Annotated in this window: 23 protein-coding genes; 8 read left to right on the top strand and 15 right to left on the bottom strand. The window is 38.1% G+C overall.

Annotated elements, in window-relative coordinates; translation table 11 throughout:
* Window positions 1–17 precede the first annotated feature (17 nt).
* The 3 genes from MKJ01_RS08150 to recG all read left to right on the top strand — a co-directional run bounded on the left by MKJ01_RS08150 (window position 18) and on the right by recG (window position 4,257).
* Complete coding sequence (locus MKJ01_RS08150; protein ID WP_241613289.1) at window positions 18–1,529, top strand: peptide MFS transporter; 1,512 nt, start codon at window positions 18–20, stop codon at window positions 1,527–1,529.
* 40 nt (window positions 1,530–1,569) lie between these two features.
* Window positions 1,570–2,103, top strand: a complete 534-nt coding sequence (locus MKJ01_RS08145; RefSeq protein ID WP_241613286.1) for a thioredoxin fold domain-containing protein — start codon at window positions 1,570–1,572, stop codon at window positions 2,101–2,103.
* Window positions 2,104–2,172: 69 nt separating this feature from the next.
* Window positions 2,173–4,257 carry an ATP-dependent DNA helicase RecG gene (gene recG, locus MKJ01_RS08140; RefSeq protein WP_241613285.1) on the top strand — a complete coding sequence of 695 codons (2,085 nt, stop codon included), beginning with the start codon at window positions 2,173–2,175 and terminating at the stop codon, window positions 4,255–4,257.
* A 518-nt stretch (window positions 4,258–4,775) separates the two neighbouring features.
* On the opposite strand, the gene MKJ01_RS08135 is transcribed toward recG, so the two are convergent.
* The 4 genes from MKJ01_RS08135 to dapA form a co-directional block, all read right to left on the bottom strand.
* The gene (locus tag MKJ01_RS08135) at window positions 4,776–5,192 is read right to left on the bottom strand and encodes a response regulator (RefSeq protein ID WP_241632559.1); all 417 of its coding nucleotides are present in this window, start codon (window positions 5,190–5,192) and stop codon (window positions 4,776–4,778) included.
* Window positions 5,193–5,218: 26 nt separating this feature from the next.
* A complete protein-coding gene (locus MKJ01_RS08130) occupies window positions 5,219–5,797 on the bottom strand; it encodes an AraC family transcriptional regulator (protein ID WP_241613281.1) in 579 nt (192 codons plus the stop codon).
* Between the two features lie 279 nt (window positions 5,798–6,076).
* On the bottom strand, window positions 6,077–6,580 hold the full coding sequence (locus tag MKJ01_RS08125) for a GNAT family N-acetyltransferase (protein ID WP_241613279.1): 504 nt from the start codon (window positions 6,578–6,580) through the stop codon (window positions 6,077–6,079).
* A gap of 219 nt (window positions 6,581–6,799) precedes the next feature.
* Window positions 6,800–7,681, bottom strand: a complete 882-nt coding sequence (gene dapA, locus MKJ01_RS08120) for a 4-hydroxy-tetrahydrodipicolinate synthase (protein ID WP_241613276.1) — start codon at window positions 7,679–7,681, stop codon at window positions 6,800–6,802.
* 181 nt (window positions 7,682–7,862) lie between these two features.
* Between dapA and MKJ01_RS08115 the strand changes: the two genes are divergently transcribed.
* Genes MKJ01_RS08115 through recO form a run of 4 tightly spaced genes read left to right on the top strand, consistent with a single transcriptional unit; the run spans window position 7,863 to window position 12,545 of the window.
* The gene (locus MKJ01_RS08115) at window positions 7,863–8,621 is read left to right on the top strand and encodes a 5'-nucleotidase C-terminal domain-containing protein (protein WP_241613274.1); all 759 of its coding nucleotides are present in this window, start codon (window positions 7,863–7,865) and stop codon (window positions 8,619–8,621) included.
* A complete protein-coding gene (locus MKJ01_RS08110; protein ID WP_241613272.1) occupies window positions 8,621–9,571 on the top strand; it encodes a bifunctional UDP-sugar hydrolase/5'-nucleotidase in 951 nt (316 codons plus the stop codon). The genes MKJ01_RS08115 and MKJ01_RS08110 overlap by 1 nt, the downstream gene beginning before the upstream one ends.
* A 2-nt stretch (window positions 9,572–9,573) precedes the next feature.
* Window positions 9,574–11,859 (top strand): T9SS type A sorting domain-containing protein, encoded by a 2,286-nt coding sequence (locus MKJ01_RS08105; RefSeq protein ID WP_241613271.1) that lies wholly within the window; start codon window positions 9,574–9,576, stop codon window positions 11,857–11,859.
* Window positions 11,859–12,545, top strand: a complete 687-nt coding sequence (recO, locus tag MKJ01_RS08100) for a DNA repair protein RecO (protein ID WP_241613269.1) — start codon at window positions 11,859–11,861, stop codon at window positions 12,543–12,545. Before MKJ01_RS08105 ends, recO begins: the two co-directional genes overlap by 1 nt.
* 50 nt (window positions 12,546–12,595) lie before the next feature.
* On the opposite strand, the gene MKJ01_RS08095 is transcribed toward recO, so the two are convergent.
* The 8 genes from MKJ01_RS08095 to MKJ01_RS08060 form a co-directional block, all read right to left on the bottom strand.
* Window positions 12,596–15,271 (bottom strand): glucosidase, encoded by a 2,676-nt coding sequence (locus MKJ01_RS08095; RefSeq protein ID WP_241613267.1) that lies wholly within the window; start codon window positions 15,269–15,271, stop codon window positions 12,596–12,598.
* A gap of 207 nt (window positions 15,272–15,478) precedes the next feature.
* Window positions 15,479–16,288, bottom strand: coding sequence for a glucose 1-dehydrogenase (locus MKJ01_RS08090; RefSeq protein WP_241613264.1), 810 nt, complete (start codon window positions 16,286–16,288; stop codon window positions 15,479–15,481).
* 79 nt (window positions 16,289–16,367) lie between these two features.
* On the bottom strand, window positions 16,368–16,841 hold the full coding sequence (locus tag MKJ01_RS08085) for an N-acetyltransferase (RefSeq protein WP_241613262.1): 474 nt from the start codon (window positions 16,839–16,841) through the stop codon (window positions 16,368–16,370).
* A gap of 3 nt (window positions 16,842–16,844) precedes the next feature.
* On the bottom strand, window positions 16,845–17,456 hold the full coding sequence (locus MKJ01_RS08080; protein ID WP_241613260.1) for a DUF1684 domain-containing protein: 612 nt from the start codon (window positions 17,454–17,456) through the stop codon (window positions 16,845–16,847).
* 67 nt (window positions 17,457–17,523) lie between these two features.
* Entirely contained in the window at window positions 17,524–17,952 is a 429-nt protein-coding gene (locus tag MKJ01_RS08075; protein ID WP_241613258.1) for a hypothetical protein, read from the bottom strand.
* Window positions 17,953–18,161: 209 nt separating this feature from the next.
* Complete coding sequence (locus MKJ01_RS08070) at window positions 18,162–18,560, bottom strand: hypothetical protein (protein WP_241613256.1); 399 nt, start codon at window positions 18,558–18,560, stop codon at window positions 18,162–18,164.
* A gap of 78 nt (window positions 18,561–18,638) precedes the next feature.
* Window positions 18,639–20,144 carry a malate dehydrogenase (quinone) gene (gene mqo / locus MKJ01_RS08065; protein WP_241613253.1) on the bottom strand — a complete coding sequence of 502 codons (1,506 nt, stop codon included), beginning with the start codon at window positions 20,142–20,144 and terminating at the stop codon, window positions 18,639–18,641.
* A 122-nt stretch (window positions 20,145–20,266) separates the two neighbouring features.
* Window positions 20,267–21,304, bottom strand: a complete 1,038-nt coding sequence (locus tag MKJ01_RS08060) for an NAD(P)H-dependent glycerol-3-phosphate dehydrogenase (RefSeq protein ID WP_241613251.1) — start codon at window positions 21,302–21,304, stop codon at window positions 20,267–20,269.
* Window positions 21,305–21,532: 228 nt separating this feature from the next.
* Between MKJ01_RS08060 and MKJ01_RS08055 the strand changes: the two genes are divergently transcribed.
* Window positions 21,533–22,549 carry a M23 family metallopeptidase gene (locus MKJ01_RS08055; protein ID WP_241613250.1) on the top strand — a complete coding sequence of 339 codons (1,017 nt, stop codon included), beginning with the start codon at window positions 21,533–21,535 and terminating at the stop codon, window positions 22,547–22,549.
* 68 nt (window positions 22,550–22,617) lie between these two features.
* Here MKJ01_RS08055 and MKJ01_RS08050 read toward each other — a convergent pair whose 3' ends face one another.
* The 3 genes from MKJ01_RS08050 to MKJ01_RS18945 form a co-directional block, all read right to left on the bottom strand.
* Window positions 22,618–23,268: an NAD(P)-dependent oxidoreductase gene (locus MKJ01_RS08050; protein WP_241613248.1), complete on the bottom strand. Its 651-nt coding sequence runs from the start codon at window positions 23,266–23,268 to the stop codon at window positions 22,618–22,620.
* Window positions 23,269–23,324: 56 nt separating this feature from the next.
* Complete coding sequence (locus MKJ01_RS08045; RefSeq protein ID WP_241613247.1) at window positions 23,325–23,735, bottom strand: Rrf2 family transcriptional regulator; 411 nt, start codon at window positions 23,733–23,735, stop codon at window positions 23,325–23,327.
* 85 nt (window positions 23,736–23,820) lie between these two features.
* A complete protein-coding gene (locus tag MKJ01_RS18945; protein ID WP_368366346.1) occupies window positions 23,821–23,970 on the bottom strand; it encodes a hypothetical protein in 150 nt (49 codons plus the stop codon).
* Window positions 23,971–24,022 lie beyond the last annotated feature (52 nt).

The raw sequence follows: 24,022 nt of genomic DNA, 5'->3' as shown, positions 1-24,022 counted from the left end.
ATAATTATAACGCAATTATGAGCTTAACGCTGGACGAAATACAAAATTTCAAAGGGAAATATCCTAAACAGATCTGGAGCCTTTTCTTCTCTGAAATGTGGGAACGCTTCTGTTTCTACGGAATGAGAGGAATGTTGGTTTTCTTTATGATTTCTCAACTTAATTTCCATGAGAAAGAAGCCAATCTACAATACGGAGCGACACAGGCCTTCGTGTATGCTTTTACTTTTATTGGCGGTCTTTTTGCCGATAAAATTCTGGGATTCAGAAAGTCTCTTTTCTGGGGCGGACTTTTAATGATTGTCGGAAGTCTGATTCTGGCAGCAGATCCGCACAAATTCTTTTTTCTGGGAATTGCATTTACTGTTGTAGGAACGGGTTTCTTTAAGCCTAATATTTCATCAATGGTCGGGCAGCTTTACAAACCTAATGATTCAAGAGCTGATGCGGGTTTTTCATTGTTCTATGCAGGAATCAACCTGGGAGCGCTGCTTGGCGGATACCTATGTATTGCCATTGGAAAAGGGGAAATTTTCAGCAAAATCATTTCTGAGAATATGAGGTGGAATGTAGCGTTTGGACTGGCAGCCATTGTCATGGTCATCAGTCTGGTCAATTTTGTTTTTACCCAACGAAGTTTAGGCACCATCGGACTTCAGCCGGGACACCCGGACCATGAGGTAAAATCCTCACCTATTCCGAAATGGATAGAATACGGTGTATATGTATTATCATTGATTTTTGTGCCGGTTATTATGGTTATGGTTGCAAAAACGGAATACACCGATTATTTCATGTGGACCATCGGGCCCTTGACACTGATCTATTTATTTTACGAAATGACCAAAGTAACACCTGCGGAACGCAAAAAGCTTTGGGCTGCACTGGTTTTTATCCTTTTCTCCATTCTGTTCTGGGGAATTTATGAACAAAGCGGAGGTTCATTAAGTATTTTTGCTGCTAAAAATTTAAATAAAGACCTTCTTGGCCTGGATCCGAATGGGGTCAATAACTCAGGAGGTGCCTTTTTTATCATTTTTCTGGCCCCGTTAATCGGGCTGCTCTGGATCTGGCTGAATAAAAGAAAGATAGAACCCAATACTATTATTAAGTTTGGCCTCGGATTCATTTTTTTAGGACTGGGATATTATGTTTTATTCGCCACAAGGCTGTTTGTTAATGCAGCCGGAATTACCTCACTCAACTTCTTTACAATTGCTTTGCTGATCATCACCTTAGGAGAATTATGCCTGTCACCCATAGGCTTATCGATCATGACAAAGCTTTCAACCAAAAATCTACAAGGAATGATGATGGGAATGTGGTTTTTAGCCTCAGCTTACGGGCAATATGTCGCAGGGATCATCGGAGCAGGGCTTGCAACTGCTGAAAAAGGATCTACTAATTATGATGCTTTTATCACTTATACCGATGGATATAAGCAATTGGGATTATATGCTGTAATTGCCGGAGTTGTATTAATTTTAATCTCTCCGTTTGTGAAAAAATTAATGCAGGATGTAAAATAGGCATGAGTAATTATGCTTATTTTTACTTAAATATCAAATCATGAAAAAAATTATAAGCATACTTTTTCTTTTTCTGTTCACATTAAGTTTTGCCCAGGTAAAATGGATGACCATTGAAGAAGCTTTAAAAGCCCAAAAGCAAAACCCTAAAAAAATACTGATCGATTTTTATGCAGACTGGTGCGGCCCGTGCAAAATAATGGATAAGAAAACATATGGGCATCCGGTGATCGCTGAAATTCTAAATCAGAATTATTATCCCGTAAAATTTAATGCAGAAGAAAAAAATACTGTTGAAATTTTTGGAAGAAAATTTTCAAATCACAATACAGAACATAAAAAAGGCCGTAATTCTTTACATGAATTCACCCAGTATATGAATGTAGGAGCAGTCCCGAGCACGGTTTTTCTGGATGAAAAAGGAGGTCCGATTACCATCCTTCAGGGAGAACTGTCTGCAAAAGAGCTGGAACCTTATCTGGATTTTATCTCAAAGGATTTCTTTAAAAAAATCCGTTCCAGAGAACAGTGGGAAGATTATCAGAAAAAATTTAAATCTAATATAAAAGATTAAAATACAGGCTTTCATTCATGAGGGCCTTTTTTAATGTCTAATTTTTCCCGAAATTCGTGGACCTTTTAAATGAATTTAGAAACTTCCATAGAATACGTTAAAGGAATCGGTCCTGAAAAAGCAAAGCTCATTAAAAATGTGCTGGGAATTTCTACCGTAGAAGATCTTCTTAACTTCTTTCCTATCCGATATCTTGATAAAAGCAAAGTGCATAAAGTATCACAATTGAATGACGTGAGTACAGATGTTCAGCTGAAAGGGAAAATCACCAATATTCAGGAAATACAGACCGGAAAAATAAAAAGACTGTCTGCAAAATTCAATGATGATACAGGGACGATGGATCTGGTGTGGTTTCAATATTCAAAATGGCTTAAGGAACAACTCCCGGTTAACAAGGAAGTTTACATTTACGGGAAAATCAATGTCTTCAATAACCAGTTTTCCATGCCTCATCCGGAAATTGAAATTGAAGAAAAGAAAGATACGGATATGCGGCTGAAACCTATATATCCAAGCTCGGAAAAATTAACCAAAAGAGGACTAAACCAAAAATTCTTTCAGATGGTCTTAAGAAACATCTGCAAAGAAATCCCCAACCTGATTCATGAGAATTTCCCGGATTACCTGATGAAAGCTTTTTCATTCCTGTCCAGGCAGCACACCTACCTGAATATGCATTTTCCAAAAGATATGGATCATTTTGAAAAGGCAGATTACCGGATGAAGTTTGAAGAATCATTTTTCTTCCAGTTGGGCTATGCATTAAAAAAGCTCCACCATAAAAGCCATACCATAGGAAATCCTTTTCCGGTAGTGGGTGACTATTTTAATGATTTCTATAACAATCATCTTCCGTTTGATCTTACCGGTGCCCAGAAAAGAGTGCTTAAAGAAATCCGGCTTGATATGAAGCGTCCGATCCAGATGAACAGGCTTCTTCAGGGTGATGTAGGTTCGGGAAAAACAATGGTGGCTTTACTGACGATGCTTATCGCGAAAGATAACGGTTTTCAAAGCTGCATCATGGCTCCGACAGAGATTCTTGCACAGCAGCATTATAATGGCATTAAAGACCTGCTGAAAGATACCCAGGTAAATGTAAGGCTTCTTACAGGCTCTGTAAAAGCATCTCAAAGGAAAATTATTCACGCAGAATTAGAAAATGGGGAACTTTCTATTTTAGTCGGGACCCATGCTGTGCTGGAAGATAAAGTGAAGTTTAAGAATCTCGGACTGGCGATCATCGACGAACAGCATAGGTTTGGCGTTGCGCAGAGGGCCAAACTCTGGGCAAAAAACAGAATTCCGCCCCATATCCTGGTTATGACAGCTACACCTATTCCAAGAACGCTGGCCATGAGCTTTTATTCAGACCTTGATGTTTCTGTAATTGATGAAATGCCGGTAGGAAGAAAACCAATCATTACCGCTCACCGACGGGAAAAAGACCGGGCTTATGTTTACAGCTTCTGCCGTGAAGAGATTCAGAAAGGCCGGCAGGTATATTTTGTTTATCCTTTAATTGAGGAATCTGAAACTTTGGATTATAAGAATCTGATGACGGGACTGGAAAATGTGATGGATAATTTTTCACATCATAATGTCACGATGCTTCATGGAAAAATGCGGCCTGATGAAAAAGATGCCGCCATGAATTATTTTGCTTCTGGAAAAGCGGAAATCATGGTGGCCACAACCGTTATTGAAGTTGGGGTGAATGTTCCGAATGCTTCGGTTATGGTTATTGAAAGTTCAGAGAGATTCGGCTTGTCACAGCTTCACCAGCTTCGCGGACGCGTGGGCCGTGGAGCGGAACAAAGCTATTGCATCCTCATGACCTCGGATAAGCTTTCATCTGACAGCAGAACCCGAATCAAAACCATGGTGGAAACCAATGACGGATTTAAAATTTCAGAGGTTGATATGCAGCTGCGTGGGCCGGGAGATATTTTGGGAACACAGCAAAGCGGAGTGGTCGATTTCAAAAGACTTGACCTTATCAATGATTCAGCGATTATTAAAACAACAAAAAGTACCGTAGAAAAGATTCTTAAAAAAGATTCCTTATTATCCCTGCCGGATCATCAGATTATTAAAAATTATTACCTGAGATATTACAAAGGAAAAAATAAATGGAGTAAAATTTCATAAAAAAACCGCAGAAAAAATAATCTTCCTGCGATTCCCCTTATAAAACTGTTATTTGAAGAAATTATTTACTTCATTAATTGTACTATTATTTTCCAGCTTAATATTTTGTGATGTGGTGTGTGATAAAATATGGTGTTATTATTTGATGTTAAGCCTAAAATAAAGTAAAAACAAAATGAACTATATTATTTCCAACCTGCTTATTTATAAAAACTAACTTGTTGTTCTAAAGGTTTACAAATGAAAATGAATGAAACGAATATAATTTCCTTTAGCCCTTACGAGTTTTTCATGATTGTACCGTTTGTTTAAAGATCTTCTTCGCTTGTTGTTGGAAATAATATAATTCATTTTGTAAACTAACATAGTGATTCATATTATCGGATATAAAATTCACTCATCTCAAATAAAATAATAAAACTTTTTATAGCTTTTATACTCTTATCACAACGATGTGAATCTTGTATAGCAAATATATACAATTAATTTTAATACAAAAATAATTCTGTATTAATTTTTCACACTTTCATGATAAAATTATCTTTATTGAGTCCGGATGTATGATACTGCCAATTGATGGTGATGATTTCCGTAAGCGAGTTCTTCAAATCTATATAATTATCAGGCATTTTCATCATCACATTTGTTCCTTTTATAAAAAACTCTTCTTCCTGAGCAGGCGACAACTCATCTGAATATACCGCAGTTGTCATATGACTAAAACGATTGCATGATCTGAATACATCTATGCAGTGTAAAGCAGATTTTTCAGAACACTCATAATTCATAAACAGAATTTCCGGAATAATAGCGTTTTTATGGTTCAGGTAGTTCATCATTTCTTCGGTGGTGAAAAATATCCTGAGCTTTATGCTGATCTTATGTTCGCTAAAGATATTTTTAAACAGAATATGGTTTCTTTCATCATGATCCATTAAGAGCACATTAAGACATTCCCTTGTCATACGAGTTTAGCATATTGCTGTTTAAAGCGATTTGTTTTTCTTTTTCCTGCGATAACTTTCTGAAAATAAGTAGGTGTAATTCCTGTAGTATTTTTAAACTGGGTACTTAAATGGGCTACACTGGAGTATTTCAGCTTATGGGCAATTTCGGTAAGGCTATACTGTTTATTGATCATCAACTCTTTTGCATATTCAATTTTTTGAAGTATGATGAAATTCTCTATTGAGGTATGTACTATTTCTGAAAACAGATTAGAAAGGTAACCATAACTATGATTCAATTTTTCAGCAATGTAGACTGAAGCTTTCACAGAAAGTATCTCATCAGAAAAAACAAGTTCTACAATTGTATCTTTTATTTTCTGCGCCAAGGCAATTTTCTGGCTTTCTATAATTTCCATTCCGTATTCCTCCAGGCTATTTTTGATAGCCTGATGCTGATCACTGGTAATAGATTCATAAAATTCAACTTCTCCAAAATTCAGCAGGCGGTATTTAAATCCCTGCTCTTTAAGTTTTTCATCCAATACTTTTTTGCAAAGACTATTGAAATCAAATTTCACATACATTTTCATCCTGGTAGCGTATTAAATAATTTACGTAAATATAACCATTTTATTCAAAATAATGTGATATAGAAAAATATGGCCTGTAATCACAAAAAAATTCCTGTATTATAAATACAGGAATTTAACACTAAGGATGAAAAAAATATACTGATTAAAAGCGAATGCTTTTCATCAAGCATATGTATGTTTTAATATTATTTGATCCGGTTCTATTGCAAAGATGCATAAAAACCATTCATCATATTTTATACAATTACCGTTAAACGTTACAGAATTTTAAGTCTACTACTTGTGAATTATATATTCCATTAAATAATCATCCATAAAGAATCCCCTTCCGATATCGAAAACGCCTTCATCATAAACCCGATATCCTTGAGATTCGTAAAATTGCTTTGAAGAATTATATTTATTGACATTCAAAATAATACGCGTATCTCCTTTGTCCGATGCCTGCTGAATCAAAAACTGTAAGGCATCTTTTCCAAAGCCTTTGCCTTTGCTTTCAGGAACCAGATAGATTTTATGGAGTTTTGTCGTCTTTTCCTCATAATGATATTCATATCCTATAAAACCTTCAAAAGAGTTGCTATTCTCATCTTTCATCAGATAATAATGGTAATTGGGATGTTGCATCTGGGAGAGTATCTCTTCTTTGGAGTACATGGTGCCCAGCATAAATTCCATCTGCTCTGAAGAAAGAATCTCTGCGTATGCATTTTCCCACGATCTTCTCGCCATATCCTGAATTAAAGAAATATCGTCTGGGGTTGCTATTACTAGTTTCATTATTTTTTAACTGTTATGATTTTGAATACAAAGGTCGCTAAGAATTTCATATTCTAAAATAATTACGCGTACAGAATATTATTACCAAATAAAAAAGGTAAAAGATCTTTGCACGATCTTTTACCTTGCTATCTTTATTAATTGAAATTAATTTTGAGGTGAATCAATATTAAAATTAGTTATCAGATCCACGCAAGCAATTGTATTACTTATTCTACTTTAATTATTTTCAATATTTGCCATTTCAGCTTTAATTTTAGAATACAATCCGTCTGAAGACGGAACCAAAGGCAACCTTAAGTAGTTTTTAATAATTCCTTTTTCTGTCAGAACCACTTTAATTCCACAAGGGTTTCCTTCTGCAAAAATTAATCTTGTAATTTCAACCAGCTTATTATGGATTTCATAAGCCTCTTTTACTTTGCCGTCAAAGGCCAGCTGAACCATGGTAGAGAATTCTTTCGGATATCCTTGTCCGATCACCGAAATAACTCCGTCTCCACCGGCTAAAGTCACGGGAAGCGTAAATTCGTCATCGCCTGAAACCAATGAGAAACCTTCAGGCTTCTTTCTTAAAATATCAAAATACTGAAGAATATTTGGGGAAGCCTCTTTAATTAAAAATAAATTCGAGAACTCTCTGGCTAAACGCAACGTAGTTTCCGCTTCAACATTCTGTCCTGTTCTTGAAGGAACATTATAGATAATAATATTTTTTCCCGTTGAAGCTAATGCTTTATAATGCTGATAAAGCCCTTCCTGATTAGGTTTATTGTAATACGGAGATACCGAAAGCACTGCTTCAAAATCAGTAAGACCTGTTTCTTCAATCTGCTTCTTGACTTCAAGCGTATTGTTGCCGCCAATTCCCAAAACCAAAGGCAGGCGTTTATTATTCACCTTAATGATATGATCTACCACCTGCTTCTTCTCTTCAGCAGAAAGCGTTGCAGCCTCGGCTGTAGTTCCTAAAACAACTAAATAATTGGTTCCGTTTTCTATATTATATTCCACAAGTTTTGTTAAACTGTTGAAGTCTACGGATAAATCTTCATTAAAGGGTGTAACCAAAGCAACACCTACTCCTTTTAAAATGCTCATCTGCTAGAATTATTTTTTCAAATTTAATAATTTACGCTAAGAATTTATCACAAATAATAATGTTTTATTATACATATAATTATATTTGCATATACTAAAGATCTTATGAAATCGTCACTGTCTAAATTCCTTACAGAGAAAAGAACAGGCGACTGCATATAGTCTTAAATAATTGTGGCATATGAAAAATAAATTCTTGTTACTAGGAAGTACTCTGGCTATACTTTCTGCCTGTAAGACGGTCTCCCCGCTTCAGGTAGCAGATGTGCAGACCCGGAAAAACATTTCTATTAATAATGAACTGAAGAATGATGAGGCGTTTATAAAAGTTATTGAACCTTATAAACAAAAGCTGGATCAAGAGATGAACCAGAAGATTTCCCATACGGATATTGATCTGACCAAGCAGGGAGACAACAGCAACCTCGGTAATCTTTTGGCAGATTATACATTTGACGGTGCTGATCAATGGGCTAAAACCCATCTTCAAAAAAATGTAGATGCCGCCCTGATCAACATCGGAGGAATCCGGACAACCATAGGAAAAGGGGATATTTTATTAAAAAGTGTCTTTGAAGTGATGCCTTTTGAAAATGAAGTGATTATCGTAAAAATGAAAGGTTCCGATCTGCAGGGTCTTTTTGATTACTATGCAAAAACACAGGTGAATAATCCGGTGTCCCATTTATATATTGAAACCACTAACGGACAGTTAAGCAAAGCTTTAATTAACGGCAATGCAGTAAACCCTGATCAGGATTATTATATTGCCACTTCTGATTATCTGGCATTAGGCGGTGACAATATGAAGTTTTTTGCTAAAGGAGAATCAATTCCTACAGGAATAAGATTAAGAGATCTTTTCATTGAATATTTTAAAAACAATCCCGAAGTAACGGCGAAATCAGATATTCGTTTAAATTTTATCGGCAAGAAGTAATGGATAGAAAAAGTTTTTTAAAAGCAATAGGCGGCGGAACTTTAGCCATGGCTTTGGCTCCGAAGATGATGATGGCAGAAGAATTAAAAATCACTGGGATAAATCCAGCGAAAAAGCTAACCATTCTTCATACCAACGATCAGCACAGCAGGATAGAACCTTTTGATGCCAGCTATACCAAAAATCCCGGTCAGGGAGGCTTTGCGAGAAGAGCAAGCTTAATCCAGCAAATCAGAAATCAGGAAAACAATGTCCTGCTTCTTGATTCAGGAGATATTTTCCAGGGAACACCCTATTTCAATTTTTTCGGAGGTGAACTTGAATTTAAATTGATGTCCATGATGAAATATGATGCCTCTACGATGGGAAATCATGATTTTGATAATGGACTGGACGGATTTTTAAAAGTGCTGCCGAATGCAAAATTTCCTTTTATCTGTTCCAATTACGATTTTAAAAACACGGTTCTTGACGGAAAAACATCTCCTTATAAGATCTTTAATAAAAACGGAATCAAAGTAGGGATTTTCGGAGTAGGAATTCAGTTAGACGGACTGGTTGGTAAAAAGCAATACGGAGAAACGGTATATTCAGATCCGATTGATGTTGCTCAGCATTATTCCAACTTCCTTAAAAACGAACAAAAATGTGATCTTGTGATCTGCCTTTCACACATCGGCTATGATTATAAAGAAGATCCTGATAAGATAAATGATAAAATTTTAGCTTCAAAAACGGAGTATATCGATCTGATTCTGGGAGGTCACACCCATACTTTCTTGCCGGAACCACAGGCTTTTACCAACAGAGCCGGTAAAAACGTTTTGGTAAACCAGGTGGGATGGGCTGGTCTTCTTTTAGGCAGAATAGATTTCTTCTTTGATAATCATAAAAACGTAAAACATATTTCCTGGAATAACCAGGTTATTGACAGCAGCATAATAGCATAAGCATGAAAAAACTCTCTTTAATTTCCCTTGGTATTCTGGCATCTCTGCCGCTGGCAAATGCACAGACTATTTCTTCAAAAAAATGGGCTGACCTATTTTCCTACAATAACGTTATGGCGATGAAGGAAGATAATGGAAAACTTGTTGCAGCAGCGGAAAACGGGATCTTTTATTACACCATTTCTACCGGTGAAATTACCAAGCTCTCCAAAGCCAACGGATTACATGAGGTGAAAATTTCAGCTTTTGATTACAATCCGCAAAATAAAACGGCCTTAATAGGGTACCAAAACGGATCAATGGATGTGGTGTCTCCTGATGGCGTAAAATATGTGGTAGATATTCCGATTGCAACAGGGTATAACGGAAGCAAAAAGATCAATCACATTTCCATTACAGGAGATCTGGCTGTAATTTCAGTAGGTTATGGGGTTTCTATTTTTGATCTGAAGAAAAAAGAGTTTAAAGATTCAGCATTCTTTTTATCCGGCGGTGTTTATGAAGCCAGCAATGAGGCTACCATTTTCGGGAATAAAGTATACGCTGTCACCAATACCGGTTTGAAAAGCCATGAAATGAACACTACATTTCCTGTTTTTGGAACTTGGACGACAGAAATGGCAGGTTCTTTCAAACATATTGATTCGGAAGGCGTGTTAAGCTTTTCATCCGGTACAATAGGATATGTTTATAATGGCGGAACCGCGGTGGCTCTTTCCCAAAACTTCAGCAACATCCGCGATGTGGTGGTGAATACGAATAATATCATTGTAACCGACCTGAACAGAGTATATACCTTCAATACGAACGGAAACTTTAATAATACAGTCAGCTTCGGTGAAGACTGTAATACTGCAACGACTGTCGGAAGCAGTGTGTATGGAGGAACCGTTTTGTCAGGGATAAAAAATGAAAGCAGTAATTCCTTTAAACCGGATGGCCCTTACTTTAATTATGCTTATAAAATAAGCCTGTCCGGAGAAAACCAGATCCTGGTCTCAACCGGTGCAAGAGAAGCGAGATTCAATACACCATCCAATAATCCAAAGAATCCGGGATTCTATTATTTTAACGGAATGGAATGGATCTATCCTTCCTATTTTATTGGAAATACCACCCGGTTTAATGTATTGGATGCAGTCTCCGATCCTGTGAATGGTGATGATATATTTTTCACAAATTATACTACCGAAAGTGGTCGCGGTGTTTATAAAATGAAGTATAATTCAGGAAGCAAAGATTTTACATTTACCAAAAATTATAATCTCGGTACCAACGAATTCTCCGCAAGACGTGCCGTAGGTCTTACTTTTGACGATTCAAATAATTTATTTGTAACCATTGCTTTTTCCAATGACAATACTGCATTTGGCCCGTTTACAGCTATTGGTGCATATGACAGGGCTACCGATGATTTCCTGATAAGAAATACTAACCAGAACTATGGGGCGGCCCAGAAAGCACTATACCAAGATGGCTTACTTTGGATACCTACTCCCAGAGTAAATAACTTTATAGCCTATGACGCAAACAAGACAGTCAATACCTCTGATGATAAAGAATATATTCTGACCCAGGCCAATGGCTTTGCTTCCAACTCAGGAGGAACCATTTCGGTAGCTATTGATAAGTCAGGGGATGCATGGATAGGAGGAGATGTTGGCTTAAGGGTTTTGCAAAATGCTGTTTCAGCCGTAAAAAGCCCGGCTACTGCAACCGTTGAGCCCATCATTATCGAGCAGAACGGTCTTGGCGAAGAACTTTTCAGAGATTCCCAGATTTTGCAGATTGAAGTAGATGCCGGAGACCATAAATGGGTTTCCATAGACGGAGGCGGTGTGTACTATGTATCTGCCAACGGACAGCAAACCATCAAGCATTTTACGAAAGAAAACTCCCCGCTCCCTACCAATTCCATTACGGATATCAAAATTGACAAGAAAACCGGGAAGGTATACTTTGTTTCGTATGACGGAATTGTAACCTACCAGGGAGATGTTGCTGACGTTACCTCGGGCTTCGGAAATGTTCTGGTTTACCCTAATCCTGTAGTGTATACCAATTTCAAAGGAAAAGTAACTATTAAAGGATTAGCTGAAGTGACCAATATCCGGATTGCCGATGCCGCCGGGAATGTTGTGCATTCTGCAGTGGCAAGAGGAGGCTATTATGAATGGGATCTTAACAATCAGAGAGGTTCCAGGGTTGCTTCGGGTGTTTACTTTGTATTGATGACCAATGAAGACGGATCCGATAAAGCAACTGCAAAGATTGCGGTAGTCAATTAATGAATTCACAAAACGGCTTTTTATTATCCTATATAAAATATGGTGAAAATGATGCGGTCTTGCATTGTTTTACAGAAGAAGACGGCTTTCAGTCTTATTTTTTAAAGAGAATTTACACCAAAAAAAATAAGAAAAAGGCCCTTCTTATGCCGTTAAGCCAGCTAAGCTTTTCGCTGCTTCCGATAAGAGGCAACGGCATACAGACCATCTCAAGATTCGAGCTCATAAAAAGTAATGATATCTATACGGATATAAAATCCAGTACCGTTGTATTCTTCATATCAGATTTTTTAAATCAGAATCTAAGGCATGAAAATAAAAACCATAATATTTTCTTTTGCCTGAATGAGTTTATTGATGAGCTGCAACACCGGAATTACCAGTCACATTTCATTTTTTTGATTAAAATTTTAAAGATTCAGGGAGTGGCGCCCCTGCTTAATGCCGGAAAATTCCTTGATCCGGAAACCGGTACATTTTCTACTGAACCGGTACACCAGCTGTTCGGTGAAGATATTTCTGCGATTTGGAAAATGATTCTTTCTACTGCAGACCCTTATCGTATAAAGATTCCGTCAGCATACAGAAAAGATCTTCTAGACAGTCTTCTGGTCTATTATCATTATCATATTACAGACTTTCAGACACCGCCCTCTCTTGAAGTCATCCACCAGATATTTGATTAGAAAAACACAAAGTTCTTCAATTTATTCAGGCTGCTGGTTTCGGTAGCATTTTAGAATATTTGATCTTTATAACCCTTTTTACCTTCCGGCAATTCCGTTTCAGAGGCTGCAATTTTCTTTTTTGAAAACCTGGGCATCAGGATTTTAGTAATCAGACCTGTCCATCCTGTCTGGTGGGATGCGCCTACTCCACGGCCATTGTCCCCGTGAAAATATTCATAAAACAGAATATAATCTTTAAAATCCGGGTCGTCCTGAAATCTCGGATACTGACCGTTGAAAGGGCGTTTTCCGTTTTCATCTTTTAGAAACAGCTTTGAAAGCCTTTTACTTAATGCATCAGCAATCTCATCAAGGTTTGAGTAACTGCCGCTTCCTGTAGGATATTCCACTAAAAAGTCCGGACTGTAATAAAAGAAGAACCGCTGCAGGCTTTCGATAATTAAAAAATTAATCGGGAACCAGACCGGGCCACGCCAGTTGCTGTTTCCTCCGAAAAGAGCACTGTCACTTTCAGCAGGCGTATATTTAACGGTATAATCCGTACCATTCAACTGTAAAGTATAGGGATTTTTTTCATATTCTTTCGATAAAGCACGGACCCCGAATTCGCTCAGAAATTCCTCCGGGTTCAGCATTCTGTGCAGCAGCCTTTTCAGCCGATGCCCTCTTAACAGAGACAGCAGATGTTTAGAATCCTTCCCTTTTACTTCCCAATGCGAAACCAAAGAGGCCAGCTCAGGCTTATTTTCAAGCACCCATTTCATTCTTTTTTTAAAATTAGGCAGCTTTTCTATCATTTCATCATCAATTACCTCAACAGCAAACATCGGGATCAGGCCGACAATGGTTCTCAATTTCAAATACATGTGGCTTCCGTCCCTTGATGAAATGGCATCGTAGAAAAACTCATCCTGGTCATCCCAGAGACTGAAGCATTCGTCACCCATTTTGTCCAGGGAATTGGCGATAGCAAGAAAATGTTCAAAAAACTTCATGGCCATCTCTTCATAAATCCTGTTATACAAGGCCAGCTCCAGAGCAATTCTCATCATGTTCAGAGCAAACATGGCCATCCAGCTCGTGCCATCGGACTGTTCCAAATGCTCACCGTTCGGCAGTTCGGCATTGCGGTCAAAAGCTCCGATATTATCGAGACCTAAAAATCCGCCTTCAAAAATATTATTTCCGTTGTTATCCTTTTTATTCACCCACCATGTAAAATTCATCAGCAATTTTTGGAAAGCACTTTCCAGAAATTCGAGGTCCGGTTTATCTTTTAAATATTCATCTATCTTAAACACCCTAAAAACAGCCCAGGCATGTACGGGAGGGTTTACATCGCTCAAATCCCATTCATAAGCAGGAAGCTGTCCGTTCGGATGCATATACCATTCAAAAAGAAAAAGTTTCAGCTGATGTTTTGCAAAATCCGGATCAATAAGCGAGAAACTGATTGCATGAAACGCCAGATCCCATGTAGCATACCATGGATATTCCCATTTGTCCGGCATAGAAATAATATGTTCATTATTAAGATGTTTCCACTCAAAATTACGGATCTTTTCACGCGATTTTGGCGGAGGTATTTCTGCGGGATCACCTTTCAGCCATTTTTCAACATTGTAATGGTAAAACATTTTGTTCCAAAGCATTCCTGCGAAAGCCTGGCGCTGAACCAGCTTTTCATCATCTGTTTCTATCCCCTCCTGGATATTTTCATAAAATTCATCAGCCTCTTTTTTTCTCGCTTCAAAAATAACATCGAAATCTTCAAATGGCTTTTCTAAATCTTTATCAGAAATCCTGAACTCAAACGTTTTTACCTGTTTCGGCTGAAAAGCTTCATCTATCAGAAATGAGGCTTTCGTACCTTTATTCTCCAAGTTTACGGACGCATCATTACCATTAATGATAAAGTCATTAATCCCGTCTTTGGTATATCTTGCCGTATTGGAACATTGGTAAATACGCTCATTATGGGTTTCATTGTCACAAAAAAGAACTTTTACGGATTGGTCTGCATAAATATTTTTAATACTCAAATCCTTATGACTGACGCTGATCTTATTCGGTTCTTCGGAATTCATCCGTGGTTTATAGTCATTATATCCCCAATTCCATGTATTCCTGAACCAAATGGTCGGCAGAATGACCAGCGGTGCCAGCTGTTCTGATTTATTAATGATCGTCAGTTTTACAAGAAGATCGTCCTGGCTTTCTTTTGCATATTCTATGAAGATATCAAAATATTCATTCCTATCGAAAATCCCGGTGTCGATTAATTCGTATTCCGGATCCTGTTTCGTCCTTGATGCATTGGTTTTTATTAAATCGTCATAAGGAAAGGTCTGTTGAGGATATTTGTACAACATCTTCATATAAGAATGGGTCGGAGTAGAATCCAGGTAGTAAAAATATTCTTTTACATCTTCTCCATGATTCCCCTGCCTGTTGGAGAGCCCGAAAAACCTTTCTTTCACCATTTTATCCTTTTTATTCCAGAACCCGACAGAAAAAACCAGTCTCTGAAGGTCATCGCAGATTCCGCAAATTCCTTCCTCGCCCCAACGGTAGGCTTTCGCCTCTGCCGTATCGTGGTTGGTATAGTTCCAGGCATCACCGTTTTCACTATAATCTTCACGCACAAGCCCCCATTCCCTATTGCTTACGTAAGGTCCCCATTTTTTCCATGAAACATCTGATAACCTGTCTTTTTCTTTCATAAATTTTTAAATGTATTTTACGGTGTACATGAATCGGATTCTAATCCTAATAGTAGGGAAAACAAATGATGAGCCGCCAATATCCTTCTGTAATCGTCCTCACCTGCGCCCCGGATTGAACGGCCTGTCTGAGCTCTTTTTGTAAACTGTGGAAAATGCCAGAGCACAAAAAAACGAGTAGTGAAAGCCGGAAATGTGCGTCCAAAACTATCCTCCCGTAGAAAAGCTTTCAAAAGTTGTCATTCCGCCATCAACGAAAATACTGGCTCCCGTAATATAATCTGCCATATCACTCGCCAGAAAGACAGCAAGGTTGCCGATATCCTGAGGCTGCCCGATCCTGTTATAAGGAACCAGGTCCATCAGTGAATTTAATGCTTCAGGAGTACTCCAGGCATTTTTATTGATCGGAGTCTGAATGGCGCCGGGACAAATGGAATTAACACGGATTTTGTCGGCCCCGTATTCCTGAGCCAAAGTCTGCATCAGCATCCTGATTGCCCCTTTACTCGCAGCATAATTTGCATGCCCGGCCCAAGGAATAATCTCGTGAACCGAACTGATGTGGATAATTTTTCCACAGGCTACGGAGCGTGAAGGATCGATACCACGGCGAAGGAATTCTTTGATAGCCTCTCTGGCACAGAGAAACTGGCCGGTAAGATTGATGCCAATTACAGTATTCCACTGATCAAGGGTCATATCGGTAAATTTAGCATCTTTCTGAACACCCGCGTTATTTATAAGAATATCAACAGTACCGAATTGTGAGACGGTATCCTGAAACATTTTTATTACCTGATCTTCTTTGGAAACGTCACACTGATAGGTAATTCCTTTTCCGCCTGCATCGGTAATTTCTTTTAAAACGGATTTTGCTTCTTCAGTCGAATGTTCTGAGGAATGGTTAACAATTACAGTTGCGCCTGCTGAAGCCAGAGATTTTGCGATACCGGAACCGATTCCGCTGGAGGCTCCTGTAACGACAGCCACCTGATTTTTAAGAGAGATTTCCATGTTGTATACTTTGATTTGATATTACCTGAAATCAGCAGAAAGGATCACGCCAAAGATGAAAATATGCATTAAAAATTTCTTAAATCTTTTTATACATGATGTATTGAGGGCCATTTCTGCCGATCTTAGTTTTTCCTTCATACTGATATCCAACGGTAAGGTATAATTCATACGCCGAAATATTGTTCTGATTCACAGCAAGGACAATTTCATTACAGCTTTTAAAATTTCCCCTGATAAGACCGTCAATCTGCAGCATCGCAGATTTCCCGATGCCTTTTTCCTGTAATCCCGGATTCACTGACAAAGAGCGTAACAATACAGAATTGGGATTGTCTGTTAAATCAAAACGATCTGCCCCAAAATCTAATGTAAAAAATCCCGATGGTTTTTCGTCATAGAAAATGGATACGGGAAATTCCAAACCGGTATTTCTTTCAAAAATTCTTTTTAATGCAAATTCTGCCGTAGACGTATATCCCATCTGGGTTTCATCCAGAGTATAATTCACACCGGGAAAATCTTTTTCTTCGAAAAATTTCAGACTCACCATTCCTTAATGATAAATATCTTCATACATAACACCGGCTCGGATTTCTACAGGCAGTCTGTTTTCTTCAGGGACAACCGGACAATTGTAATCGTAAGCATTATAGGCACAATACGGATGATAGGATTTATTAAAATCCAGAACAATGGTATTGCCTTTGGGGATCGTAAGATCCAGGTATTTTCCTCCGCCGTACGTTTCTTTTTCATTGGTTGCATCGCGGAAAGGCAGGAAGAGGTCATTTTTATATTTTGCCTGTTTGATTAAATCCAGGCTTTGATACAGGGTTAAAGTATACGATTTCCCATCTAAATCAAATGTAGCTTTGCCATATTCCCTGTAAGGTTTTGTCTTTCCGGAAGAAGTAGGAAGATCGAAAGGCTGTGCATTCTCAGTTCTCACAAATTTCGCAGTGACCCTGTATTTCAAATCAACAGGAAAGAAAGGATGCGCTTTAAAATTGGTAAAATGATCTCCACGCAAAGGCGTTTCTTTCGGATTCAGATATTCTGCATTCAGAGCTTTCTGGAATTTCTTTATTTCCGATTCTTCCCTGGAAATCTTTTGAGAAAAAATGATCAGCGGAAACAGTAAAAAGATAAACAGGTAATTTTTCATGAATTGAATTTATTAACTTAATGATTAACAGTATGAACCTCAAATTTTTAAATCACGGAATGTTTTATTAACAATCATTCATTTCATAATTTACCTGGTCGTATCGGTCTTCATAAGGCTTAAGTATTTTACTGTTAACCGGAGCTTTTTTAAGGTTTACATTCAATTTTTTATTTCCGTCCGGTGAAATCCAATACCCCGTAAGATGTTCACCATTTCTTTTTACACTGATAATTCCGGTGATTCCACCTTCTACCATGACCAGCTTATTGTCTTCATCATCTGAAATTTCGAGATACAGCCACTGACTGGCATTGTCGTATTTGTACATGCCACTGTAATGAGTGCTTGGGCATCCTGAGATTTCTTCTACGAGATATAAAGTTACCGGGTATTTATCAATTTTACCTTTGTAAATGTGTTTCTTAGTTTCCTGTGCCGACAGGTTTCCAAAGAAAATGATCATTATTAAAAGAGACAGAATTTTAATTTTCATATTTTGGTTTTTTAAATTGAGCTTGCTGAATTTAAGGATTAGAATATTTACTGAGAGCTTGCTTAAAAGTACAATTTAAATTTTTACAGCTGATTTACATTTTGTTTTTGAATAGATGCTCTAAGATTCAGCAGATTTTCTTTATATTTTTATACGGTAATAAACATCATTTGCAAGCGGTTATATTTTCCAGCTAAATCTAAATGAGCTTAAGATTCCGAAATTTTCACACGATAAATATCTGATGAATTCCGTTTGATGGATGGCACAAAAAATCCTCCTTCTTCCGGGATTACCTCTTTCAGGTCGAAGCTTTTACAGTCTTTCGGAAGCCCGGAAAAAACAAGAGTAAACCAAAAATCTCTCATAAAAGGAACGGGAGTCCAGTTGGGATAAACAGTAATATTTTCCGTATGGATAAGCCGGCTCTTGTGCGCTGACTGGCTATCAAAAAGGTAGGTCGACTGCCAGATCCTGATCAGGTTTCCTAAAAATGGTGATGCCGGGAAACAGCAGTGAACAATGACCTGCTTTTCCTCTTCCACTTTTGCCTTAAGGGATTCCAGAAGTTCTTTTACGATGACCGGTTTTACGAGAGTATCAGACATTTTAAATATAAATAATAAGCAATGGGTAATAAGTAATCTGTAAAATAATTACTTATTACCCACGCTTATTACTGGTGTTTAGTATTCAAGTTTTAATTTTTCTTTTGTATAATTTCTCATTTTTTCTGTAAGCTCAGGGTTTCCGGAAAGCTTCTGTCCGTAGGAAGGAATCATTTCCAACAATTTTTCTTTCCATTCTCCATGGAGCTTTTCAGGAAAACATTTTTCAAGGACATTCAGCATGGCATATACCGCTGTAGAAGCACCCGGAGAGGCACCTAAAAGAGAAGCAATCGTTCCTGATTTATTGACCACCACTTCAGTACCGAATTCGAGCTTACCACCGACTTTTTCATCTTTTTTAATGATCTGGACTCTTTGTCCGGCCACTTTCAATTCCCAGTCCTCTGCTTTGGCATCTTTAATAAATTCTCTTAAATGCTGTATTCTCTGGGATTTGGTCATTGCTACCTGCTGAACCAGATATTTGGTCAGCGGGATATTATGCCACCATGCTCCGAAAAGAGATCTCAGATTTTTCGTATTAACACTTTCCGGCAGATCGAGATAGCTCCCTTCTTTCAGAAATTTTGTTGAAAACCCGGCGAAAGGACCGAAAAGCAAAGCTTTCTGACCGTCAATAATTCTCAAATCCAAATGGGGAACAGACATCGGCGGAGCATCCACAGAAGCCTGGGTATAAACTTTTGCCTGATGCTTTTCCACCAGTTCCTGATTATGAGTCACCAGCCATTCTCCGGAAACCGGAAATCCCCCGTAGCCTTCACTTTCTTTGATATCGGAGCTTTCCAGTAACGGCAACGCATATCCTCCCGCACCGATGAATACAAAATCAGCCTCCACTTGCTGTTTGTGATTGTTGATCCTGTCTTTCACTTTCATTTCCCAGGCTCCGTCTTCTTTCGGATCAATATCTTTGACTTCATGATATAGGAAAACCTCAACATTTGAATCTTCCAGCAGATGCCTCCCCATTTTCCTGGTGAGGGTTCCGAAGTTGACATCGGTTCCCAAATCCATTTTTGTAGCGGCCATAATCTCTGAAGGGTTTCTTTTGCTCATCACCAAAGGAATCCATTCTCTTAACTTTTCATGATCCGTAGAAAACTGCATTTCTTTGAACAGCGTTGATCCCGACATTTTTTCATGACGTTTTTTTAAGTATTCAGCATCTTTTTCACCGAATACCAGGCTCATATGCGGACAGGAATTAATAAAATCTGAAGGTTCCTGTATATATCCTTTTGTAATCAGATAAGACCAGAACTGTTTTGAGATTTCAAACTGTTCTGCTATACTTTCCGCTTTTGAAATATCGATAGTGCCGTCAGGTTTCTCGGGAGTATAATTAAGTTCACAGAATGCTGAGTGGCCTGTCCCTGCGTTATTCCAGGCGGCAGTACTTTCCTTGGCAAACCTGCCCAGCCTTTCAAATATAGCAATATCCAGATCCGGATTGAACTCGTGCAGTAAAGTAGCTAAAGTGGCACTCATAATTCCGCCACCGATGAGAACAACGTCGTATTTTGGTTTCGGCGTTCTGCTTGTAAGCGATTGTGACATAATATAAATTTTATAGTATCAAATTTCGTAAAAAGTTCTTGAAACAAAGACTTGTGTAAAAATTTTAACAATGGTATTTTATATTGACTGTCTGTTAAAAAACAAAACTTATTATGGAGTCATCAGTCCAGTTTTGCCGTCAGTTTTTTGAATTGTTTTTCTGCATTTTTCCCTTCATATAAAATTCCGTAGATCGTATCTATAATCGGAAGCGCCAATCCTTTTTCTTTCGATGTTTTATAAATGGAATCCGCGGCATAGTATCCTTCTGCGACCATGTTCATAGACTGAATTGCAGATTTCACCGTATATCCTTTCCCGATGAGGTTACCAAGGTTTCTGTTTCTTGAGAATAAGGAATAGGCCGTTACGAGCAAATCCCCCAAATAGGCACTTTCATTTACATCTCTTGGTGCTTCATAGATCGCTTCGAGGAACATTTCCATTTCGCGGATCGCATTTGAAACGAAAACTGCCGTGAAGTTGTCCCCGTAGCCCAGGCCACTGGCAATCCCGGCTCCGATCGCAAAAATATTTTTAAGAATTGCGCTGTATTCATTTCCTAAGATGTCTTTGCTGGAATGCATCTTAATAAAATCAGAATTGAATATATCAACTAATTTCTGGGAAGTTTCCTCTTCTACAGTGGCTACCGTAAGGTATGAGAGCCTCTCCATGGCAACTTCCTCTGCGTGGCAGGGCCCGGCAATGACGGCCTGGTTTCTGAAACCGATCTTGAACTCATCTCTCAGATAGTGGGCCACCACATCATTTACTTTAGGAATAATCCCTTTAATGGCAGAAACAAAAATCTTGTCTTTATAGCCACAGGTCATTTTATCCATTGTATCGGAAAGATAAATTGAAGGGGTAGCCAGTACAATAATATCACAAGCAGAAACCAGTTCATTGATATCTGTGGTCAGCTTTAAATTTTTAAGGTTAAAATTAACTGCCGTAAGATAGGTAGGATTATGGCCTCTCTGTTCAATCGCTCCTTTTACATATTCGTTCCTTACACACCAATGTACTACCCTGCAGTTTTCAACAAGCATTTTTACAATCGCCGTTGCAAAACTTCCGCTTCCGACAACACCTACTGCAACATCATTCCTGTTTTTTTTAGGATTGGATTCTGTATCCGTTTTCTTTTTAGCCATAATAGAAAATGTGAACTGCAAATATATTAAAACAAAGACGGAAGAAGCTATTTCCGTATATGATAAATACAGTTTCGCATAAACTTAACATATCAGCACAATTAAATGTTTAATTATCCGTTAATTACAGAAATATTTAAAGTGTTGTTAAAAATATGCTCTAAAGTTTATTTTTAATTAAATTTGCACCCTTAAAACCGTTTTGTAATTATACTAAGAGATAGAAAAATGAAAAAATTTCTAAGCAGCAAAAGAAATCTGAATATCCTTCTGGGAGGACTTTTATCAGTAGTTTTTGCACAGGGCATGTTCATAGCCAAACTGTATGCTGACAAGGATGACAAAAATTATGAAGTGAATCTTGTCAAAATCAACACAGAAAAAGACAGTGTCGATTACCTAAAAATGAAAACAGATCTTACTTTGGTAGATCAAACTGTTACAGAACTCAATTCCTTCCTGAAATCAAAAGACATTCCGAGTGAAAAGCTCACGATTCTAAATAAAGACAGCATCTCAAATTCCGTTTACCTGGCTAAACAGGCTAACCGCTACAGCCAGTATCTGAATGATCTTCAGAAGAAACTGATGCAGGTCCCTTTAGGAATGCCTACCGAAGGATATATTTCATCCAACTTCGGGATCAGAAAAAACCCTATTCCTTTCAAGACCGTTTTTGCTTCTGTAAAATCTATGACGGGAAGCACATCAAAACCTGCAACCGCTGCCGCCGTTCCGGAAGTGAAACCTGAACCTGTGGAAAGGATCATTGAAGTAACTGACAGCTATGGTGAGAAAAGACAGGTAAAAGTAATGGTAACCCCAAAAGCAGCTCCGGTGGCTGCCGCTCCGGTAACGAATGCTCCTACAAAAGCAATGGCTTCCGCAACGAAACCTGCAGAAAAAGACAATGCCCCTGCAGAAGCTGATCAGATGCAGTTTCATAAGGGACTGGATATAGCCGTTCCATTCGGGTCTGATGTAGTGGCTACTGCTGCCGGGACTGTTATCTTTTCAGGACAGAAAGGCGGTTATGGAAACTGTGTTATCGTATCACACGGAAATGGCCTGGCTACATTATACGGACATTTATCTCAATTGGTCGCTAAAGTGAATGATAAGATAAAAGTAGGTCAGGTGATTGCCAAATCAGGAAATTCGGGACGTTCCACAGGCCCTCACCTTCATTATGAGGTGCACAAAAACAATACACCTGTGAATCCTAAGTTATTTATGAATCTTTAAAAGTTCATTACTATAAAAATTTCGGCGGCACCAAAGGTGCCGCCGAAATTTTTAGGCAAATAAGAAAGTTAGTAAGCAGCTGTAAAACGCTCCCGGATATGGTTATTCTGTTCCAGTTCATCGGCAAGAACTACGGCAACGTCTTCTACAGAAAGCACACTTCTTCCGTTCTCATCAAATACAGGGTTTTCCAGAGCTGTTCTGTAATTTCCTGTTCTTACGCCAGCTGTTCCCGGATGCATTTCAATAGCCGGGCTGAAGAAGGTCCAGTCCAATGTGGTGTTTTCTTTGATAACATTCAGATAATCTCTTGCCGCTGTTGCCCCGGGTTTGATGTCTGCAGGAAAATCAGGACCATCAACCAGTTGTTGTCCGTCGATAAAAAGGCTCCCGGCACCGCCTACCGTAATGAATCTTTTTACACCAGACTGCTCCACGGCTTTTTCAATATTCTTAGAACCGTTCAGAAAATCATTATAAAGGTTAGGATTGGTCCAGCCTGCATTAAAGGTATTGATTACCGCATCATTTCCTTTTAAAGCTCCTGCCAATTCATCCACTTTATTAATATCAATGCTTTTTGCCGTTACATTTTCATTTTCCTGAACTTTGGAAATATCCCTTGCTAATGCTTCTACAGCATATCCTCTGTTAACCAATTCATTCACTACATGGGTGCCAACAAATCCCGTTGCCCCAATTACTGCTACTTTTTTCATACTTTTATATTTAATTAAATTGTAATATATATTGTTACATTTATGTCTAAAAAATTTTAATTGAACTGGTCACTGAATTCTTTCAATGATTTATTTCCTAAAAATTTTAAAACCAAATCGTCTGTTTCAACGAATAAGTTATTTAAATGATTGTTGATATCCCTTCCGATGGTACAAACCGGATTCGGGTTCTGATTTTTTTTACCTAATACTTCCGTGTTTTTTACGGCAGAATAAATTTCGGAAATGGAAATGTCTTCTGCATTTCTGGCCAATTGGCTTCCGCCTTCTTTGCCCTGCCTGCTCACGACCAAACCTGCTTCCCTCAAAATGCTGAGTTCTTTACGGACCATGGCCGGATTGATATTAATGCTTCCGGCGATCCAATCTGACGTAAGCCAGTTCTGCGGGCTGTCTGCCAATAAAGTCATAATATGTACTGCCGTCGCAAATCTTGTGTTATTCATTGTAATAGATGACAAAGATAGATCATTTTTTAATTGTAACAAAATTAATTACAGTTAAAATTTAACTGTAATTAATTCCGTGCAATTACTTTGTTTCTATTTCTACAATTTTTCTGCCGGCTTCTCCGAAATAATAGTTGATCAGCGGTTCATACATCATATAGCCATGATCAACATTCGTAAAAATGACCAAACCCTGCTTTGTTTTTGGTAATATGAAAGCAATGGTATTCACTCCTTTATCTGATCCGCCATGGGAAAGGACAATTTCATTATTGCCGAGATCA

It is taken from the genome of Chryseobacterium sp. SSA4.19 (genome assembly GCF_022601875.1).
GTDB lineage: Bacteria > Bacteroidota > Bacteroidia > Flavobacteriales > Weeksellaceae > Chryseobacterium.
The sequence above is the reverse complement of the archived record's forward strand: the minus strand, read 5'-3'. Positions and strand labels throughout refer to the sequence as shown.

What these genes read in the sequence shown, in the direction of transcription:
- MKJ01_RS08150 (WP_241613289.1), top strand. Translation starts at nt 18, where the DNA reads ATGAGCTTAACGCTGGACGAAATACAAAATTTCAAAGGGAAATATCCT.
- MKJ01_RS08145 (WP_241613286.1), top strand. Translation starts at nt 1,570, where the DNA reads ATGAAAAAAATTATAAGCATACTTTTTCTTTTTCTGTTCACATTAAGT.
- recG (WP_241613285.1), top strand. Translation starts at nt 2,173, where the DNA reads ATGAATTTAGAAACTTCCATAGAATACGTTAAAGGAATCGGTCCTGAA.
- MKJ01_RS08135 (WP_241632559.1), bottom strand. Translation starts at nt 5,192, where the DNA reads ATGGATCATGATGAAAGAAACCATATTCTGTTTAAAAATATCTTTAGC.
- MKJ01_RS08130 (WP_241613281.1), bottom strand. Translation starts at nt 5,797, where the DNA reads ATGAAAATGTATGTGAAATTTGATTTCAATAGTCTTTGCAAAAAAGTA.
- MKJ01_RS08125 (WP_241613279.1), bottom strand. Translation starts at nt 6,580, where the DNA reads ATGAAACTAGTAATAGCAACCCCAGACGATATTTCTTTAATTCAGGAT.
- dapA (WP_241613276.1), bottom strand. Translation starts at nt 7,681, where the DNA reads ATGAGCATTTTAAAAGGAGTAGGTGTTGCTTTGGTTACACCCTTTAAT.
- MKJ01_RS08115 (WP_241613274.1), top strand. Translation starts at nt 7,863, where the DNA reads ATGAAAAATAAATTCTTGTTACTAGGAAGTACTCTGGCTATACTTTCT.
- MKJ01_RS08110 (WP_241613272.1), top strand. Translation starts at nt 8,621, where the DNA reads ATGGATAGAAAAAGTTTTTTAAAAGCAATAGGCGGCGGAACTTTAGCC.
- MKJ01_RS08105 (WP_241613271.1), top strand. Translation starts at nt 9,574, where the DNA reads ATGAAAAAACTCTCTTTAATTTCCCTTGGTATTCTGGCATCTCTGCCG.
- recO (WP_241613269.1), top strand. Translation starts at nt 11,859, where the DNA reads ATGAATTCACAAAACGGCTTTTTATTATCCTATATAAAATATGGTGAA.
- MKJ01_RS08095 (WP_241613267.1), bottom strand. Translation starts at nt 15,271, where the DNA reads ATGAAAGAAAAAGACAGGTTATCAGATGTTTCATGGAAAAAATGGGGA.
- MKJ01_RS08090 (WP_241613264.1), bottom strand. Translation starts at nt 16,288, where the DNA reads ATGGAAATCTCTCTTAAAAATCAGGTGGCTGTCGTTACAGGAGCCTCC.
- MKJ01_RS08085 (WP_241613262.1), bottom strand. Translation starts at nt 16,841, where the DNA reads ATGGTGAGTCTGAAATTTTTCGAAGAAAAAGATTTTCCCGGTGTGAAT.
- MKJ01_RS08080 (WP_241613260.1), bottom strand. Translation starts at nt 17,456, where the DNA reads ATGAAAAATTACCTGTTTATCTTTTTACTGTTTCCGCTGATCATTTTT.
- MKJ01_RS08075 (WP_241613258.1), bottom strand. Translation starts at nt 17,952, where the DNA reads ATGAAAATTAAAATTCTGTCTCTTTTAATAATGATCATTTTCTTTGGA.
- MKJ01_RS08070 (WP_241613256.1), bottom strand. Translation starts at nt 18,560, where the DNA reads ATGTCTGATACTCTCGTAAAACCGGTCATCGTAAAAGAACTTCTGGAA.
- mqo (WP_241613253.1), bottom strand. Translation starts at nt 20,144, where the DNA reads ATGTCACAATCGCTTACAAGCAGAACGCCGAAACCAAAATACGACGTT.
- MKJ01_RS08060 (WP_241613251.1), bottom strand. Translation starts at nt 21,304, where the DNA reads ATGGCTAAAAAGAAAACGGATACAGAATCCAATCCTAAAAAAAACAGG.
- MKJ01_RS08055 (WP_241613250.1), top strand. Translation starts at nt 21,533, where the DNA reads ATGAAAAAATTTCTAAGCAGCAAAAGAAATCTGAATATCCTTCTGGGA.
- MKJ01_RS08050 (WP_241613248.1), bottom strand. Translation starts at nt 23,268, where the DNA reads ATGAAAAAAGTAGCAGTAATTGGGGCAACGGGATTTGTTGGCACCCAT.
- MKJ01_RS08045 (WP_241613247.1), bottom strand. Translation starts at nt 23,735, where the DNA reads ATGAATAACACAAGATTTGCGACGGCAGTACATATTATGACTTTATTG.